General features: G+C 41.5%; 16 protein-coding genes. 13 read left to right on the forward strand and 3 right to left on the reverse strand.

Features of this window, described 5'->3' with window-relative positions:
• A partial coding sequence (locus tag ACTWQL_RS20840; RefSeq protein WP_443144390.1) for a transposase occupies positions 1-160 on the forward strand: 160 nt, incomplete at its 5' end.
• Here the strand turns inward: ACTWQL_RS20840 and ACTWQL_RS20845 are convergent.
• Positions 157-393 (reverse strand): hypothetical protein, encoded by a 237-nt coding sequence (locus tag ACTWQL_RS20845; RefSeq protein WP_443144331.1) that lies wholly within the window; start codon positions 391-393, stop codon positions 157-159. The genes ACTWQL_RS20840 and ACTWQL_RS20845 overlap by 4 nt on opposite strands.
• Before the next feature lie 379 nt (positions 394-772).
• Here ACTWQL_RS20845 and ACTWQL_RS20850 point away from each other — a divergent pair, with 379 nt between their 5' ends.
• The 3 genes from ACTWQL_RS20850 (at position 773) to ACTWQL_RS20860 (ending at position 3,335) form a co-directional block, all read left to right on the forward strand.
• The gene (locus ACTWQL_RS20850) at positions 773-1,666 is read left to right on the forward strand and encodes an amidase domain-containing protein (RefSeq protein ID WP_443144332.1); all 894 of its coding nucleotides are present in this window, start codon (positions 773-775) and stop codon (positions 1,664-1,666) included.
• 301 nt (positions 1,667-1,967) lie between these two features.
• Positions 1,968-2,438: a tRNA (uridine(34)/cytosine(34)/5-carboxymethylaminomethyluridine(34)-2'-O)-methyltransferase TrmL gene (trmL, locus tag ACTWQL_RS20855; RefSeq protein ID WP_443144333.1), complete on the forward strand. Its 471-nt coding sequence runs from the start codon at positions 1,968-1,970 to the stop codon at positions 2,436-2,438.
• Between the two features lie 333 nt (positions 2,439-2,771).
• Complete coding sequence (locus ACTWQL_RS20860; protein WP_443144334.1) at positions 2,772-3,335, forward strand: DUF5366 family protein; 564 nt, start codon at positions 2,772-2,774, stop codon at positions 3,333-3,335.
• Positions 3,336-3,599: 264 nt separating this feature from the next.
• On the opposite strand, the gene ACTWQL_RS20865 is transcribed toward ACTWQL_RS20860, so the two are convergent.
• A complete protein-coding gene (locus ACTWQL_RS20865; RefSeq protein WP_443144335.1) occupies positions 3,600-5,492 on the reverse strand; it encodes a transglycosylase domain-containing protein in 1,893 nt (630 codons plus the stop codon).
• Between the two features lie 118 nt (positions 5,493-5,610).
• On the opposite strand from ACTWQL_RS20865, the gene ACTWQL_RS20870 reads away from it, so the two are divergent.
• The 6 genes from ACTWQL_RS20870 to ACTWQL_RS20895 all read left to right on the forward strand — a co-directional run bounded on the left by ACTWQL_RS20870 (position 5,611) and on the right by ACTWQL_RS20895 (position 12,031).
• Positions 5,611-7,506 (forward strand): PrkA family serine protein kinase, encoded by a 1,896-nt coding sequence (locus tag ACTWQL_RS20870; RefSeq protein ID WP_443144336.1) that lies wholly within the window; start codon positions 5,611-5,613, stop codon positions 7,504-7,506.
• Between the two features lie 368 nt (positions 7,507-7,874).
• On the forward strand, positions 7,875-8,429 hold the full coding sequence (gene lepB, locus ACTWQL_RS20875) for a signal peptidase I (RefSeq protein ID WP_443144337.1): 555 nt from the start codon (positions 7,875-7,877) through the stop codon (positions 8,427-8,429).
• A gap of 52 nt (positions 8,430-8,481) precedes the next feature.
• Positions 8,482-8,655 (forward strand): hypothetical protein, encoded by a 174-nt coding sequence (locus tag ACTWQL_RS20880; protein ID WP_221568796.1) that lies wholly within the window; start codon positions 8,482-8,484, stop codon positions 8,653-8,655.
• Between the two features lie 151 nt (positions 8,656-8,806).
• Positions 8,807-9,244, forward strand: coding sequence for a hypothetical protein (locus tag ACTWQL_RS20885; protein ID WP_443144338.1), 438 nt, complete (start codon positions 8,807-8,809; stop codon positions 9,242-9,244).
• Between the two features lie 586 nt (positions 9,245-9,830).
• Entirely contained in the window at positions 9,831-11,000 is a 1,170-nt protein-coding gene (gene yhbH, locus ACTWQL_RS20890; protein WP_443144339.1) for a sporulation protein YhbH, read from the forward strand.
• Between the two features lie 272 nt (positions 11,001-11,272).
• Positions 11,273-12,031: a ComEC/Rec2 family competence protein gene (locus ACTWQL_RS20895; RefSeq protein WP_443144340.1), complete on the forward strand. Its 759-nt coding sequence runs from the start codon at positions 11,273-11,275 to the stop codon at positions 12,029-12,031.
• Here ACTWQL_RS20895 and ACTWQL_RS20900 read toward each other — a convergent pair.
• Complete coding sequence (locus ACTWQL_RS20900) at positions 12,022-12,300, reverse strand: late competence development ComFB family protein (RefSeq protein WP_443144341.1); 279 nt, start codon at positions 12,298-12,300, stop codon at positions 12,022-12,024. The genes ACTWQL_RS20895 and ACTWQL_RS20900 overlap by 10 nt on opposite strands.
• A 138-nt stretch (positions 12,301-12,438) precedes the next feature.
• On the opposite strand from ACTWQL_RS20900, the gene ACTWQL_RS20905 reads away from it, so the two are divergent.
• From ACTWQL_RS20905 to ACTWQL_RS20915, 3 genes are all read left to right on the forward strand, one after another.
• A complete protein-coding gene (locus ACTWQL_RS20905; RefSeq protein ID WP_443144342.1) occupies positions 12,439-12,888 on the forward strand; it encodes a CBS domain-containing protein in 450 nt (149 codons plus the stop codon).
• A 781-nt stretch (positions 12,889-13,669) separates the two neighbouring features.
• The gene (locus tag ACTWQL_RS20910; protein ID WP_443144343.1) at positions 13,670-14,335 is read left to right on the forward strand and encodes an HAD family hydrolase; all 666 of its coding nucleotides are present in this window, start codon (positions 13,670-13,672) and stop codon (positions 14,333-14,335) included.
• An 8-nt stretch (positions 14,336-14,343) separates the two neighbouring features.
• Positions 14,344-14,736 carry a VOC family protein gene (locus ACTWQL_RS20915; RefSeq protein WP_443144344.1) on the forward strand — a complete coding sequence of 131 codons (393 nt, stop codon included), beginning with the start codon at positions 14,344-14,346 and terminating at the stop codon, positions 14,734-14,736.
• Positions 14,737-14,743: the final 7 nt, after the last annotated feature.

Consider the following 14,743-nt stretch of genomic DNA (forward strand, 5'->3'; position numbering starts at 1 on the left):
CAGTTTTGCATTTCCTTACAACAATGGCTTTGTGGAAGGACTAAACAATTTAACGAAAGTGATCAAGCGTAATGCATTTGGTTTCCACCGTTATGATAGGTTACGCTTACGGATCTTATTACATCATAAAAATAAAGAATTGGATTTTCAAGTAGGTTAAGGGATAGGAGCAAGAACTCCTACCCCAACATTTGACGTAGAACCTTTTTTAAAGATTGTTGATTTGGGGTCATTTTTGTAATGAACCACCTTGTGCAAGTTGATTGGAGAGCAAGGTGCGAGACTCCTCGAAAATGAAATCGCATTTTCTTCGTGCGATGAAACGCTGCCGAAGCTTTCCTTGTCCTGCGGGATCAGCGTGTCTACTACCTGAATAATCTCCTCGTAAGGCATGCGACGAGGAAGCTCGCTTCGACAGGACTTTCTTGTAGACGCTGGAGCACAAATGCTTCCTTGAAAAGGAGATTCCTGAGGTCGCAAGGCGACGAGTGGGCTCACCGCAAGCCCCGTGGAAAGCGAGCATCCTGGAGCGGAAATCAAAGACTTTTAAAGAAAACTTGGCGGGACCAAGCCTATTGTAGGTCGAGCCTTAGCTGCCCTTATACTGAAGAAAGTATTTTATACTTTCTTTAAGTGCAAGAGCAACAAAGTTTGCGAAAACAGCCTTATTTTTTGATTGAATTACACACACAGTAGCAACTCCTTTTCTAAGGTTCTTTTTTTATTGATCGAACATAGACATGAAAGGAGAATGACTGAGGGGGTTGTATTAATGGATTGGCTCGTTTCTTTACAAGAATTTATCGAAGAACAGAATGCCTCCTTCACCACAGACCGGATAAGGGATAGCCGCATCAGCACCCTGGAGCGTGAAGCTTTAGTGCGGCGTGCAAAAAGTCTCAAGTCAAGGAATGCAGTAATCGTCAATGCTCAAGTAAAAGCGAAAATTCTTGACCGGAATTCTGTCGACGCAAAGACTGAAGAGGTTAAGTACTTGATAAAACGATCATATCTGATCAAACAGACTTCCAACTTTTATGTGGAAGAAGCCATTGAAAGACGGAAAGCGTTGATAAAAAATAACGAAATTGAACTTGATCATTCATTAGAACAAGAGGGACTTCATGACTCCAAGTTGCCTGCGGTCGAGCGTGATGAAGAAGTGATATCGATGCCCCGTTATAAATATAATCGGCTTGAAGCGGTGAAATATGCTGAACGATGGTGGAATTCACATAACCCAGCTTATAAACTGTTCGAGAATGATTGTACGAATTTCATATCACAATGCTTACATGCAGGCGGGGCACCTATGAGAGGGTATCCGAATCGTTCCAAAGGCTGGTGGTTCAGAAGCAACAATTGGAGCTACAGCTGGACAGTGGCCAATACGTTGAGGTGGCATTTGAGCGGTTCAAAGCAGGGGTTGCGAGGTCAGGAGGTGCCTTCACCTGAATATTTGGTTCCAGGTGATGTCATCTGTTATGACTTCAATGGTGACGGAAGATGGCAGCACAATACGATTGTCGTCGCAAAGGATGAGCAGGGCATGCCGTTGGTGAATGCTCATACACATAATAGTCGGATGCGCTATTGGGACTATACCGACTCTACTGCATACACTCCGGAAATCAAATATAAATTCTTTCGGATCATAGACGGATAAAGCCTCTGTCTTTTTGTTTGTTAGCGGACATAGGAGATCTTATTTGGTCCAATTTTTACATGTTTTGAAAACTAACGGACACCAGAGCTCTTATTTAGGATAAATCATAGTAAAACGACTGATTTTTTCACAAATAGCGTCTCTGATGTCCGTTAAAATGCTGAAATCCGTATTATGGCCACAAATAGCGCCTCTGATGTCCGCTAACAGGTACTCAATGTGGTTGTCGATTTTCGAAGCGGTTGGGACATGCTATAATAGATAGGGTTTTTAGTTTTAATGCATATAGAGGTGAATTGATTTGGCTGTACATATCGTGCTTTTCCAACCCGAAATTCCAGCTAACACAGGAAATATTGCAAGAACCTGTGCTGCAACCGATACGACACTTCATTTGATCCGTCCTCTTGGGTTTTCAACAGATGATAAAATGCTGAAGAGAGCAGGATTGGATTACTGGCAGTATGTGAATATCGTTTATTATGATTCGATAGATGAATTTTTCGAGCAAACAGAAGGGGAGTGTTTTTTCCTGACGAAATATGGGGAAAAACCACACACGTCCTTTGATTACAGTAAACCGGAAGTGAACTACTATTTTGTGTTCGGACGGGAGACGGATGGGCTTCCGGATGAGATCATCGAGAAAAATAAAGAGCGGTGTTTGCGAATTCCGATGAACGAAAATGTCCGTTCTTTGAACCTTTCAAACACAGCCGCGATTCTCGTATATGAAGCGTTGAGGCAGCAGGAATATCTGCATTTGAGGTAATGGGTCTGTTATAGGATTTGGTAGAAATCAACAATAAAACTAAGAGAATAAAAAAAACGACTGAATCGATCAGTCGTTTTTTTCGTGGTATGTAGATACCACCTTATTTTTTTGTACCTGGACGATCATTATATCCAGCAGTAAAAATAGATACCAAAAAGGCTAAAATTACAGCTAAAATGAGGATAAAGCTCATATGACATCCTCCTTTAGAGCATAGTATATCCATTCATACATCCCATTATAGCAAATTTCACACAAATGTGTATGAAAAACTGTGACGAAAATGTAATAATAGAGAGAGCTACTAGAAAAAATTAGGGGAATGTCATGTTGGGGAAAAATACATATTTGACTGGGTATTTTCCGTTATTTGCGATCATCCTGTTCAGCGCATCTTTCGGGTTCTACTCAAAGGTTCTATTGATCGAGCAGCTGGAGCGGCTTGGCATATACCGAGGGATGACAGAGTTGTTTTCAATCGGTCAGGTGCAGGTGGCTCTCTGGTTCGTTTGTGCATTGTTGTTCTTTATGTTGTTTGCCGCACTCAAGTTGATTTCTGATACACTGGTCGAGCTCTCGCTTTTTTTCTTTTCAAAAGAAAGTGAAGGGGATACATTGAATAGGATTCGTGGAGGCAGTTCGATTTTTCTGATAGGGAGTCTTTGTTCCATTGTTGTCGTTCAGTCTTCTTTCTTGCTGCCAATCATCTTTTTGCTTTCCTGTTTCATTTATTTCTTTTACTTCGTTTATAAAGCGAGTAATACGCTATCGATTGCCGGGATGTTCGGGCTTGTCTTCATGCACTTGCTTTTTTGGGTGAGCTTTTCGACAGGTGTCACTTATTCAGTGATAAAAGTTTATAAAGCGCTGATGTCTGGAATCATGTCAGCATAATGAAAAAGGCTGCCAGGGAGGCAGCTTTTTTAGTACTTAAAGAAAGTATAAAATACTTTCTTCAGTATAAGTGCAACTAATGGCTTAGCCTACGCTTATGGCTTGGCTTTGCCAAGTTTTCTTTATAGATAGGTCTTTTTACTTTATTAAAAGATTAACATCTGAATTTAGGGAATTATGGATGAAATTCAGGAAATAGAGCCACGGTTTTAGGAGATAAGTACCTCAAATTAAGAAATAATCCTCTTAAACTTAGGCTCCACTTCACTTTTCAGTCTGGATCATGATGTCTTTCCAGATTTTCAGATGCAGTGCTCGGCTTTGTACAGAATTGATTGGAGCCGGGCGATCTTTTCCAACCCATATTCCTGCTGTATAGCGATCCGTCATCCCTACGAACCATAAATCTTTGTTGTTATTGGTCGTACCTGTTTTCCCACCGATATAGCTGGATTGGATTCTGGCTTTCTGCCCAGTACCGTTTGTCATGACATCGTTTAGCAGTGTGCGCATTTTTCGATTCGTATCAGCAGACCATACTTGTTCCGGTTTCTCCTTCCATTGATAGAGAAGCTTGCCGTCACTTGTGTGCACACTTTTGATTGCACGTGTTGGTTGATAGTGCCCGTTGTTACTGAAAGTCGTGTAGGCATCGCTTAGCTCCAATGGGGAAACTCCGTGGTCAAAGCCTCCTAGTACGGCTGTGATTCTGTAGTCTTCCGTTGAGACTTTTTGAAAAGAAAAAGGCTCTAGAAATTGAAAAGCATACTCGATTTCGACTGAGTCGGTCATTCGTACCGCTGCTGTGTTGATCGATTTACCGAGAGCGTTTTTCAGAGATACGTTGTTGTAAGTTGCGTTACCATAGTTGTCAGGGCAATACCCTCGTTTACAAAATGGCGCCGCATTAACAGGAACATTAAGAGGCAGTGCCTTTTTTTCGATATAGGGGACAAATGCCAGCAGCGGTTTTATCGCCGAACCTGGCTGCCGAAACGCTTGGTAGGCCCGGTTGAATTCATTTGCATTCATGCTTTTACCGCCGACGATCGCCTTCAATCTGTGTGTGGCGTGATCGATCACTACAAATGCACCCTCGACATCTTTCGGTAATTGCTGCAGTTGTTTTTGAGCATTTGTTTGAATGGTTTGATCAAGGTGCGTTGCCATGCGAATCCCTTTTTCATAAATCAATTGATGGACGAAGCGGTCCAATTCCGATTTGATTCCCTTTCTCTCCTCTGCCGTTTCCGCTTTTTCAATCCTGTCTTCATAGCCCTCTGATTGTGAAACAAGTTCCTTCAATTCATGTAGCGTGTAGGTTGTATAATCTGGAAAGGCGTGGATTGGGCGTGTGACATTCAGGGTAATTTCCTCGTTCAAAGCCTTGTTGTATTCCTCTTCTTTTATGTACTTGTTTTCAAACATTTTTTTCAAAACATGATGCTGACGTTTCAACGTTTGATCCATATTTTTAGTCGGGTCATATTTGTTCGGGCTGTTCGGTATCCCGCAAAGCAGAGCGGTTTCAGCAAGGGAAAGCTGATCAACTGATTTTCCGAAATAAAACTGGCTGGCCGTTGCGATTCCGTAGATGCCATTTCCAAAATAGATTGCATTGCTATATAGCTCCAGTATTTTCTCCTTCGTCAATTCCTGTTCCAAACGGTAGGAATAAAAGGCTTCGTGCAGCTTTCGTTTGTATGTTTTCGTATGGGATAAAAACAAATTTCTAGCGAGCTGCTGTGTGATGGTACTTCCGCCCTGGTCTATCCCTCCGGATTTCGCATTGACAACGATGGCACGAGCAACCGCGGTCCCATCGACTCCCGGGTGTTTGAAAAAATGATTATCTTCAGCTGCAACAAAGGCATGAATCACTGAACTGGGCAGCTGTTCATATGGTATGTATATCCGATGCTCGGTTCCATGAATCGTGTCAATGACAGAGCCGTCGTCTGCAAGAATCGTCGAGCTTCGTGACAAGTGCATCGAATCGATCGGTAATTCATTTTCGATTATTTCAGAGGGCGGCTTGATGCTCTCGATTTCTCCCCAAACTTTTTCGGTCAACAAAAAGGAACTGAGCAGCAGGCTGATGATCACAATATATCCAACGAAAAGTTTCAATGTTACATCCTGTCCTTCTATAAGCATGTCTTTCCTTCATTTTACCATGTTTGAAAGTAATTGGTTTAAAAAGAACATCGAATGATAAAGCAAGACGGGGCATACGATGTATTACATGTACGATTATTCCTTGGAGGGGGTACTCATGGATATTTTAGGGAGACTACGGCAATACCGGGAAGAGGAAAAAAGATTGGTTTGGGAAGGTACCTTCGCTGAATATTTGGAAATCTTACGAGAGCGTCCTGAAGTTGCTCAATCTGCCCATTCTCGTGTTTATAATATGATTAAGAGCCACGGAATTGAAGAGGTGAATGGGAAGAAACGATTTAATTTCTTTTCCAACCAGATTTTCGGGCTGGAGGATGCGGTTGAGCGATTAGTTGAGGAGTACTTTCACCCATCAGCAAAACGATTGGATGTCCGTAAACGTATTCTACTCTTGATGGGACCCGTAAGTGGTGGTAAGTCTACGATTGTGACGATGTTGAAAAGAGGTTTGGAAGATTATTCGAGAACGGATGAAGGCGCTGTTTATGCCATTAAGGGGTGCCCGATGCATGAAGACCCGCTGCATCTGATCCCGCAATCAATGCGCGAGGACTTTTTCAAACAGTATGGAATTCGGGTAGAAGGGTCGCTGTCGCCGTTGAATATGATGCGGCTTGAGCAGGAATATGACGGACGCATTGAAGACGTCATAATCGAGCGGATTTTCTTTAGCGAGGATAAGCGGACAGGTATCGGTACATTCAGCCCTTCCGATCCGAAATCCCAGGATATCGCAGATTTGACTGGAAGCATCGACTTTTCCACGATTGCAGAGTTTGGTTCAGAGTCAGATCCTCGGGCTTACAGGTTTGATGGAGAGCTGAACAAAGCAAATCGTGGAATGATGGAGTTCCAGGAAATGTTGAAGTGTGATGAAAAATTCCTTTGGCATTTGTTATCGTTGACACAGGAAGGGAATTTCAAGGCTGGAAGGTTCGCGCTCATTTCTGCTGATGAACTTATCGTGGCTCATACGAACGAAGCTGAATACAAGTCGTTCATATCAAATAAGAAAAATGAGGCGTTGCATTCACGTATCATCGTCATGCCGATTCCGTACAATTTGAAAGTGACAGAAGAAGAGAAGATTTATGAAAAAATGATCAATGACAGCGATATTGCCGACTTCCATATTGCGCCGCACGCTTTAAGAGTTGCAGCAATTTTCTCTGTTTTGACTCGTATGAAAGAATCCACTAAACAAGGCGTCGATTTTGTGAAAAAGATGCGGCTTTATGATGGTGAAAATGTAGAAGGGTTCAACCATGCTGATGTTGAAGAACTGAAAAAAGAGTTCCCAGATGAAGGGATGAGCGGGATCGATCCGCGGTATGTCATCAACCGGATTTCTTCTGCAATCATACGTAAAGATGTACCTGCTATCAGTCCGCTTGATGTACTCCGCTCGCTCAAGGATGGACTGAATCAGCACGCATCCATTTCCAAAGAAGATCGTGAAAAGTATATCAACTTTATTTCTGTCGCGCGTAAAGAGTATGATGATATCGCAAAGAAAGAAGTACAAAAAGCATTTGTGTATTCCTATGAAGAATCAGCGAAAACACTTATGGACAATTATCTTGATAATGTTGAAGCCTATTGTAATAAGAACAAGCTGCGTGATCCATTGACTGGTGATGAAATGAATCCAGATGAAAAACTGATGCGTTCGATTGAAGAACAGATTGGTATTTCTGAGAATGCGAAGAAAGCGTTCCGTGAAGAAATCTTAATCCGTATTTCGGCATATGCACGTAAAGGGAAGAAATTCGATTACAACTCACATGAGCGTCTCCGCGAAGCGATTCAGAAGAAACTGTTCGCTGATCTTAAAGATGTTGTGAAGATCACCACATCGACGAAAACACCGGATGAATCACAGCTGAAGAAAGTCAACGAAGTCATCGCGCGTTTAATCGATGAATATGGCTATAATTCGATCTCTGCAAACGATCTTCTACGATATGTCGGTAGCCTCCTTAACAGATAAACAAAGAAAGATTCAAAAAATGACGAAAGGCGTACCCCAGCGGCACGCCTTTTTCAATTGCCTATTATTGAGGTGCCTGGCACCGAATGAAAACCCTTGAGGGAGAAAGGATCTGAAATGGTGCCAGGCACCGAATGAAACTCCTTGTGGGAGAAGGGATCTGAAATGGTGCCAGGCACCGAATGAAACTCCTTGTGGGAGAAGGGGTCTGAAACGGTGCCAGGCACACTTCTTTGGCACACTTCCTTTGTATTTGTTGAATGATGTTGTTATACTGTTTACAAAAATTTAACACGTTGTGTACTTGCTATTAAATTGTATAAAATGGTAAATTGAATATAATAAGAAAAAAGGGTGTGTAAGCATACATGACCAAAACCAAGAACAGTTTTTGGGAATGGATCAAGGCGATTGGAATTGCACTTCTGATTGCGTTTGTAGTTCGTCATTTTCTCTTTACGAACTATGTCGTATATGGTGAATCTATGATGCCTACCATTCAGGAAGGTAATCGTTTAATCGTTAATAAAATCAACTATGACATCAAAAAGCCCCAGCGGTTTGACTTGATTGTATTCAAAGCGAATGAACAAGAGGATTATATTAAACGGATCATTGGTCTTCCAGGTGATAAGATCGAATACCGTGACGATAAACTGTACATTAACGATCAACCTGTGGAAGAAAAGTACTTAGAACGTTTCAGGAAAGATCTTCAGGAGGGCTCCCAGTTGACAGGAGACTTCACCTTGAAAGACATCACTGGTAAGGAGCGGGTGCCAGAGGGAACTGTCTTCGTGCTAGGTGACAACCGCCTTCATAGTATCGACAGCCGTCATATCGGATTCGTCCCGCTTGAAAATGTTGTCGGGGAAGTCAATCTAAGATATTGGCCTATGTCAGAATTCCAGGTCATCCATTGAATGTTTATAATATGAAGAATCTGGGTACCGTTAGTTCAAGAGGTGGTTACCGATGACTAAAAAGAATAAAGAAGAAAAGACTCGCAACAGTGAAATGGTAAGCAATGAAAAAGAACTGAAAGAACATAGCAAGGTCATGGAACATCTTTCTTCCAATGAAGATGTGAAGAAAAGCGGTAAGGTACCTGATCCAGAGCAGCATAAGACTGAAGAAGACGATAAATAATTAGTTTCAATAAAGGATTAGCCCTATAAGGGTTGATCCTTTTTGTATGGCATCTTAGTTCCCTGAAACAAAATACAGCCTAATCCGTAAGTACAGAAAAGGGATATAATGGAAGTGGTGTCAGGCTGTGTTTTTATTTCTCGGAGGCGTCATGTTACTGTTAATCGTCATATTCATTTTGCTTTGCTTATTTGCTCCGCATTCTGAAATGATGCATTCTTTTAAAACGACACGCAGTTTTGTTATAACTATGCTTGTTATGTTGGCAGTTTGTCTATATTTTGTTGGTGCTCATTTCAATGGTCTTCATGAAGGGGAATGGCGTATCAGTTGGCTTCACAAAGCAACAATAAATGAAACACCTGTTATATATGCTGGGTCAAAATCTGTGGTCGGTCTGGTTTTAGAGGAAAAACCAAAAGAGGGTGTAGCTTTTGAAAGTGAAATCATCACCTGGAAATCATACAACGAGCTGATGATCGAAATAACGAAAAAATGGGGTGGAGTTGACCCGATAGTACTGAAATTGACCAGAGACACTAGTGATACTGTACCGTTCAGTTATCCACTCAAAATGAATTTTTCCTAAGGATGGTATATGGAAAATGAAAGTAAAAACTGGAAAGAAAAGCATGCAAGACATCATTATTGAAGTAGAATGACAATCGCCTTTGTCCGGTCGTTTTTTACATTTAAAGAAAATATAAATACTTTCTTCAATATAAGGGCAACTAAGGCTAGCCTACGCTAAAACTTTGCTGTGCCTAGTTTTCTTTAGGTTGGGGCATTCGTTTCAAGATAAGGTTCGCTTTTTAACGAAATTCATAACACTCGATCAAGGCTTGAGGTTCGTCTTCGGAAAAGGAGTTAATTTCGCAAAAAGCAATAACCGTCCCTTTATGTAATAGGAGTTTTGTCCCGATTTGATTTCCTTTCCTGGCATAAGGTGCGGAACTTCATAGACAAGCATCTTTTTGTTTGAATTTATTAGCAATTCTGAACATTTACTGCATAGGATAGAGTAATCCCCGAAAGTATAAACGTGCTTTTATTTTACATTTAAAGAAAGTATAAATACTTTCTTCAATATAAGGGCAACTAAGGCTCAGCCAGGCGCTAAGGCTTGGCAAAGCCCAAGTTTTCTTTAAGGGGAAATCAAATAAGGAGGGGAATAAATGACCGTCAATAAAAAAGGCAATTTCGTCGTGTCACAGGAGAACTGGTCCCTCCACCGAAAAGGTTATCAAGACCAACAACGTCACATGGAAAAAGTTCAAGATGCATTAAAGAACAATCTACCGGACTTGATCAGTGAGGAAAGCATCATTTTATCCAATGGTCACGATGTCATTAAAATTCCGATCCGTTCCCTGGATGAATATAAAATCCGTTACAATTATGATAAATCAAAGCATGTCGGGCAGGGAGACGGAGAAAGCCAGGTCGGTGATGTCATTGCTCGTGATGGAAAGCCCAGTGGTAATAAAGGTGCAGGCAAAGGAAAAGGTGCTGGTGACCAGGCAGGTAAAGATTATTATGAAGCAGAAGTATCCCTTTTAGAACTTGAAGAGCTGTTGTTCAAAGAACTTGAACTTCCAAATCTGCAGCAGAAGGAACAGGAAAATATCGTACTTGAGAAGATCGAATTCAATGATATCCGAAAGACAGGATTGATGGGGAATATCGACAAGAAGAAAACGATCCTTACAGCTTATAAACGTAACGCGTTAAAAGGCGACCCGTCGATCATTCCTATTTTTCCAGAAGACCTTCGTTTCAAAACTTGGAATGAAAAAGAAAAACCAGAATCGAAAGCAGTCGTACTTGCGATGATGGATACGTCAGGTTCCATGGGAATTTGGGAAAAATATATGGCAAGAAGCTTTTTCTTCTGGATGACACGTTTTCTCCGCTCTAAATATGAATCAGTTGAAATTGAATTCATCGCACATCATACTGAAGCGAAAGTTGTGACTGAAGAAGACTTCTTCTCTAAAGGTGAAAGCGGCGGTACGATTTGTTCATCTGCTTATAGAAAAGCGCTTGAACTGATCGATGGCAAGTATTCTCCGAGCCGTTATAACATCTATCCTTTCCACTTCTCAGATGGTGACAACCTTACAAGTGATAACGCGCGCTGTATAAAACTGGTTCAACAGATCATGGAAGTATCGAATATGTTCGGATATGGTGAAGTGAATCCTTACAACCGTCATTCGACTTTGATGAGTGTTTATAAAAATATCAAAGACCCTAAATTCAATTACTACATTTTAAAAGAAAAACGAGATGTATATCATTCGATGAAAAGCTTTTTCAATAAAGGCGAACAGAATTTGGCTTAAGCCAGCTGACCCTTCATCAACGATAATCGATGAAGGGATTTTTATGGAAGTTTACATACTTTCTGCGGGCAATCTCATATCAATAGTGAGTCAGCAATAAACTTTTTCGGAAACAGCCTTATGGTAAAATAATCTCCCCTTTCCTACATAAACTAAGACCAAAATCTAAGGGGAGGTTCTTCAAAAATCGAATGAGACTAATTATTGTAATTGTGATGCTTATATTCATCTTTCCCCAACCGGCCGAAGCTTTGTGGAAGACGAGTCTCGAAATGCATGTGATTGATGTGGGACAAGCTGACAGCATTTATATCGAATTGTCCAATGGGAAGAATATCTTGATCGATTCTGGTGATGAACATGATGGTCCTAAGGTGGTTTCTTATCTTCAGAAACGTGGCGTTGAAGAAATTGATTATTTGATCGCAAGCCATCCGCACCATGATCATATCGGAAGTATGGATGCCATCTTTGAATCCTTCGAAATTGAGTCGATCTATATGCCATCAGTGAAATACCATACGACATATTATAAACGGTTGAAGAGATTGATCGAGGAATCTGGAATCGAACCGATCGAAGCAAAAGCGGGGGTTAAGAAGAAACTAGCGCGAAATATCAAGATGGAGTTTGTAGCTCCGTCAAAGAAAAAGTATAAATCACTTAATGATCATTCTGCAGTGTTGAAAATCGACCATGGCAAAAAATCAATTTTACTTATGGCTGATGCAGGTATGGCTTCGGAAAACGAATTGTTAAAAAAACTGGATGATGAAAAGATCGACGTGTTGAAGGTCTCACACCACGGGGCAAACACGGGGACAAGTAATGGGCTGTTGAAAAAAACAGACCCAGAATATGCTGTTATCTCGGTCGGACGTAAAAATAAGTATGGGTATCCTTCAAAGGAAGTTTTGAAGCGATTGAACACCCACAATGTACAGGTGTTCAGAACTGACAAGCTGGGAACGATCATTATGAAAAGCGATGGAAAGTCCGTACGGTTCTTTACCGAATTTCATCAATCATGATTCGGATTCTTTCGTACTACGTGGATCGCGCTGATGATATGTTTATTGAGCATCGTACGCATGAAAGGTTTATTGAAAAGCTGATAGATGATTTCACGGTTATCTGGTGAAGTCACATACCTTGGCGGGATACTGTTCAGACTCAAGGCAATGATGTCTATAGTACATTTATTACACCGGCAAATGGTTTGATAATCAGGACTGTTCAATAATACTGTGACGACGGTCGGGACGATTTCTTCTAAAACATTGTAATATTCTTTTGCCATTGTTCCACCTCATGATGTAAAATATGGATCCTTTATTAGTGTAGATGAATTACCAACAAAATGAAATGCCCAATTCGTTGTAAATAAAGGCAAAATAATCTTCTTTTTCGTCGGCTAAACTAAGGATGAAAGGAGGATATGCTTACAATGAATAACAATCAACTTCGTTCACTTATGTCCAATAACATCGCTTCTGTCACTCCACAGCAATCGCTTAAAGAGGCAGCAGCTTTAATGAGTCAGTATAATGTAGGTGCATTGCCGGTCGTCGAGAATGGTCAACTCCGAGGGATCATCACAGACCGTGACATCACATTACGTTCAACTGCTCAAGGCTTGGATGGAAATACACAAGTATCTCAATGTATGTCCAACAACATCGTTTCGGGGAATCCGAATATGACTCCCCAAGAGGCTGCTCAATTGATGTCCACGAACCAGATCCGTCGTCTTCCTGTGGTTGAAAACAACCAGGTCGTAGGTATGGTTTCACTTGGTGACCTTGCTACGAAAGACCAGGATCCTAATGATGCCGGGCAAGCTCTATCAAGCATTTCTACTCCTTCAAACCCAAACGCACCTCAATAACGAGAAACAAGCATCCAACTACGGGTGCTTGTTTTGTTTCCACGCATTTTCGTAGTAGAAAATTTGAGGTTCAAGTATAAGTGCATCTAAATCTCTGACATCCGTTATCACTTCCCATTCGACAAGATATCTTTTCACTTGTTATGATCACTTTTCAGCAGGTGGGTTGGGCAATTGTTCTGAGGGTGTGATGGAGCGGGAAAAGAAAGATCAAGCACTCAGGAATGGTTCTTGAGGGTGTGGATGGAGCGGGAAAAAGAAAGATCAAGCACTCAGGAGTGGTTCCTGAGGGTGTGATGAAGCGGGAAAAAGAAAGATCAAGTACTCAGAAGTGGTTTCTGAGGGTGTGATGGAGCGGGAAAAAGAAAGATCAAGCACTCAGGAGTGGTTCCTGAGGGTGTGATGGAGCGGGAAAAAGAAAGATCAAGCACTCAGGAGTGGTTCCTGAGGGTGTGATGGAGCGGGAAAAAGATAGATCAAGCACTCAGGAGTGGTTCCTGAGGGTGTGATGGAGCGGGAAAAAGAAAGATCAAGTACTCAGAAGTGGTTTCTGAGGGTGTGATGAAGGGGGAAAAACTAAGATCAAGCACTCATAAGAACACAAAAAACCAATATGGCATTGAGCTGTAGTGCTCTTTAAACTCTAATTCTACAGAGTTTGCAATAGGAAAAGTGAATGTTCAAGTATAAGGGCAACTAGGTTTCAGCCTGCGCATTCTGCTTGTCAATCAGCCTGATTACCCTATATATTGGTGTTAGATGATGGAAAGGGAGTGGCGGAATGATCAAAGCGATCGTGTTCGATTTTGATGGCATCATTTTAGATACGGAATCGTGTGAATATAACGTTTTACAAAAGATATACAAGGAGCATGGGGCAGAGTTGCCTCTGGAAGTTTGGGGAGAGTGCATCGGCACACATTCCGACTTTTTCGATGCTCATGAATACCTCGAGAAGCAGATTGGGAAAAAACTGGACCGAGACATAATCAAACAGCAGCGCGTGGATATTTTCCAGGAGCTCATCAAAGACAAAGGCCCAATGCCAGGCGTAGTCGAGTATCTGGAAGCGGCACAACATCTCGGCCTAAAGATCGGTCTAGCCTCCAGTTCTTCATACAATTGGGTTTCGAACCATCTGAAAAACCTTGGGATTTTTGATTATTTTGAGTGCATCAAGACCTCAGATGACGTGGAAAAAGTAAAACCAGACCCTGCGCTGTTTTCAGAAGCAGTGAAGTGCCTGGATGTAAAACCGGAAGAAGCTGTTGCTTTCGAAGACTCAGCGAACGGTGCGAAGGCTGCAAAAAAAGCAGGATTACATACAGTCATCATACCGAACATGGTTACAAGTCACCTGACTTTCGAGGAATATGATCTTCGACTTGAATCACTCGCTGAATTAAAACTAAACGAGATGATTGATCAGTTTTCGAATAAAGGATGAGAGGGAATATGGCTATAAAAGGCTTTAATCACATTACACTCAATGTGAATGCCCTTGATGAATCATTACATTTCTATGAAGGCATACTTGGTATGAAAAGAGTACATCTCGGCCATACAGATGCATATCTTGAAAGTGGTTCTGCCTGGATCTGTCTTTTAGAAAAAAAGAACCTGGAGACCGCTGAAAATGAAGCTACAGGTGTAGATCATTTTGCATTTTCAGTCGCTGGGGATGATTTCGATTATTTCGTACAGCGGTTGAACGAATTCCAGGTTCCGATTGTCCGCGGACCTATTGAACGGGGTGGAGGACTGGTCGTGAACTTCCTCGACCCGAATGGAATCGAACTAGAACTGAACACCGCAGATTTAAAAACAAGAATGAAGGATTGGCGATAGGAAGGAT

Source organism: Pseudalkalibacillus sp. R45 (genome assembly GCF_052246725.1).
Taxonomy (GTDB): Bacteria; Bacillota; Bacilli; order Bacillales; family Fictibacillaceae; genus Pseudalkalibacillus.

Coding starts and splice junctions, on each gene's coding strand:
- ACTWQL_RS20910 (WP_443144343.1), top strand. CDS start 13,670: ATGATCAAAGCGATCGTGTTCGATTTTGATGGCATCATTTTAGATACG.
- ACTWQL_RS20905 (WP_443144342.1), top strand. CDS start 12,439: ATGCTTACAATGAATAACAATCAACTTCGTTCACTTATGTCCAATAAC.
- ACTWQL_RS20850 (WP_443144332.1), top strand. CDS start 773: ATGGATTGGCTCGTTTCTTTACAAGAATTTATCGAAGAACAGAATGCC.
- ACTWQL_RS20865 (WP_443144335.1), bottom strand. CDS start 5,492: ATGCTTATAGAAGGACAGGATGTAACATTGAAACTTTTCGTTGGATAT.
- ACTWQL_RS20870 (WP_443144336.1), top strand. CDS start 5,611: ATGGATATTTTAGGGAGACTACGGCAATACCGGGAAGAGGAAAAAAGA.
- ACTWQL_RS20845 (WP_443144331.1), bottom strand. CDS start 393: ATGCCTTACGAGGAGATTATTCAGGTAGTAGACACGCTGATCCCGCAG.
- ACTWQL_RS20880 (WP_221568796.1), top strand. CDS start 8,482: ATGACTAAAAAGAATAAAGAAGAAAAGACTCGCAACAGTGAAATGGTA.
- lepB (WP_443144337.1), top strand. CDS start 7,875: ATGACCAAAACCAAGAACAGTTTTTGGGAATGGATCAAGGCGATTGGA.
- ACTWQL_RS20900 (WP_443144341.1), bottom strand. CDS start 12,300: ATGGCAAAAGAATATTACAATGTTTTAGAAGAAATCGTCCCGACCGTC.
- ACTWQL_RS20895 (WP_443144340.1), top strand. CDS start 11,273: ATGCATGTGATTGATGTGGGACAAGCTGACAGCATTTATATCGAATTG.
- ACTWQL_RS20915 (WP_443144344.1), top strand. CDS start 14,344: ATGGCTATAAAAGGCTTTAATCACATTACACTCAATGTGAATGCCCTT.
- yhbH (WP_443144339.1), top strand. CDS start 9,831: ATGACCGTCAATAAAAAAGGCAATTTCGTCGTGTCACAGGAGAACTGG.
- ACTWQL_RS20885 (WP_443144338.1), top strand. CDS start 8,807: ATGTTACTGTTAATCGTCATATTCATTTTGCTTTGCTTATTTGCTCCG.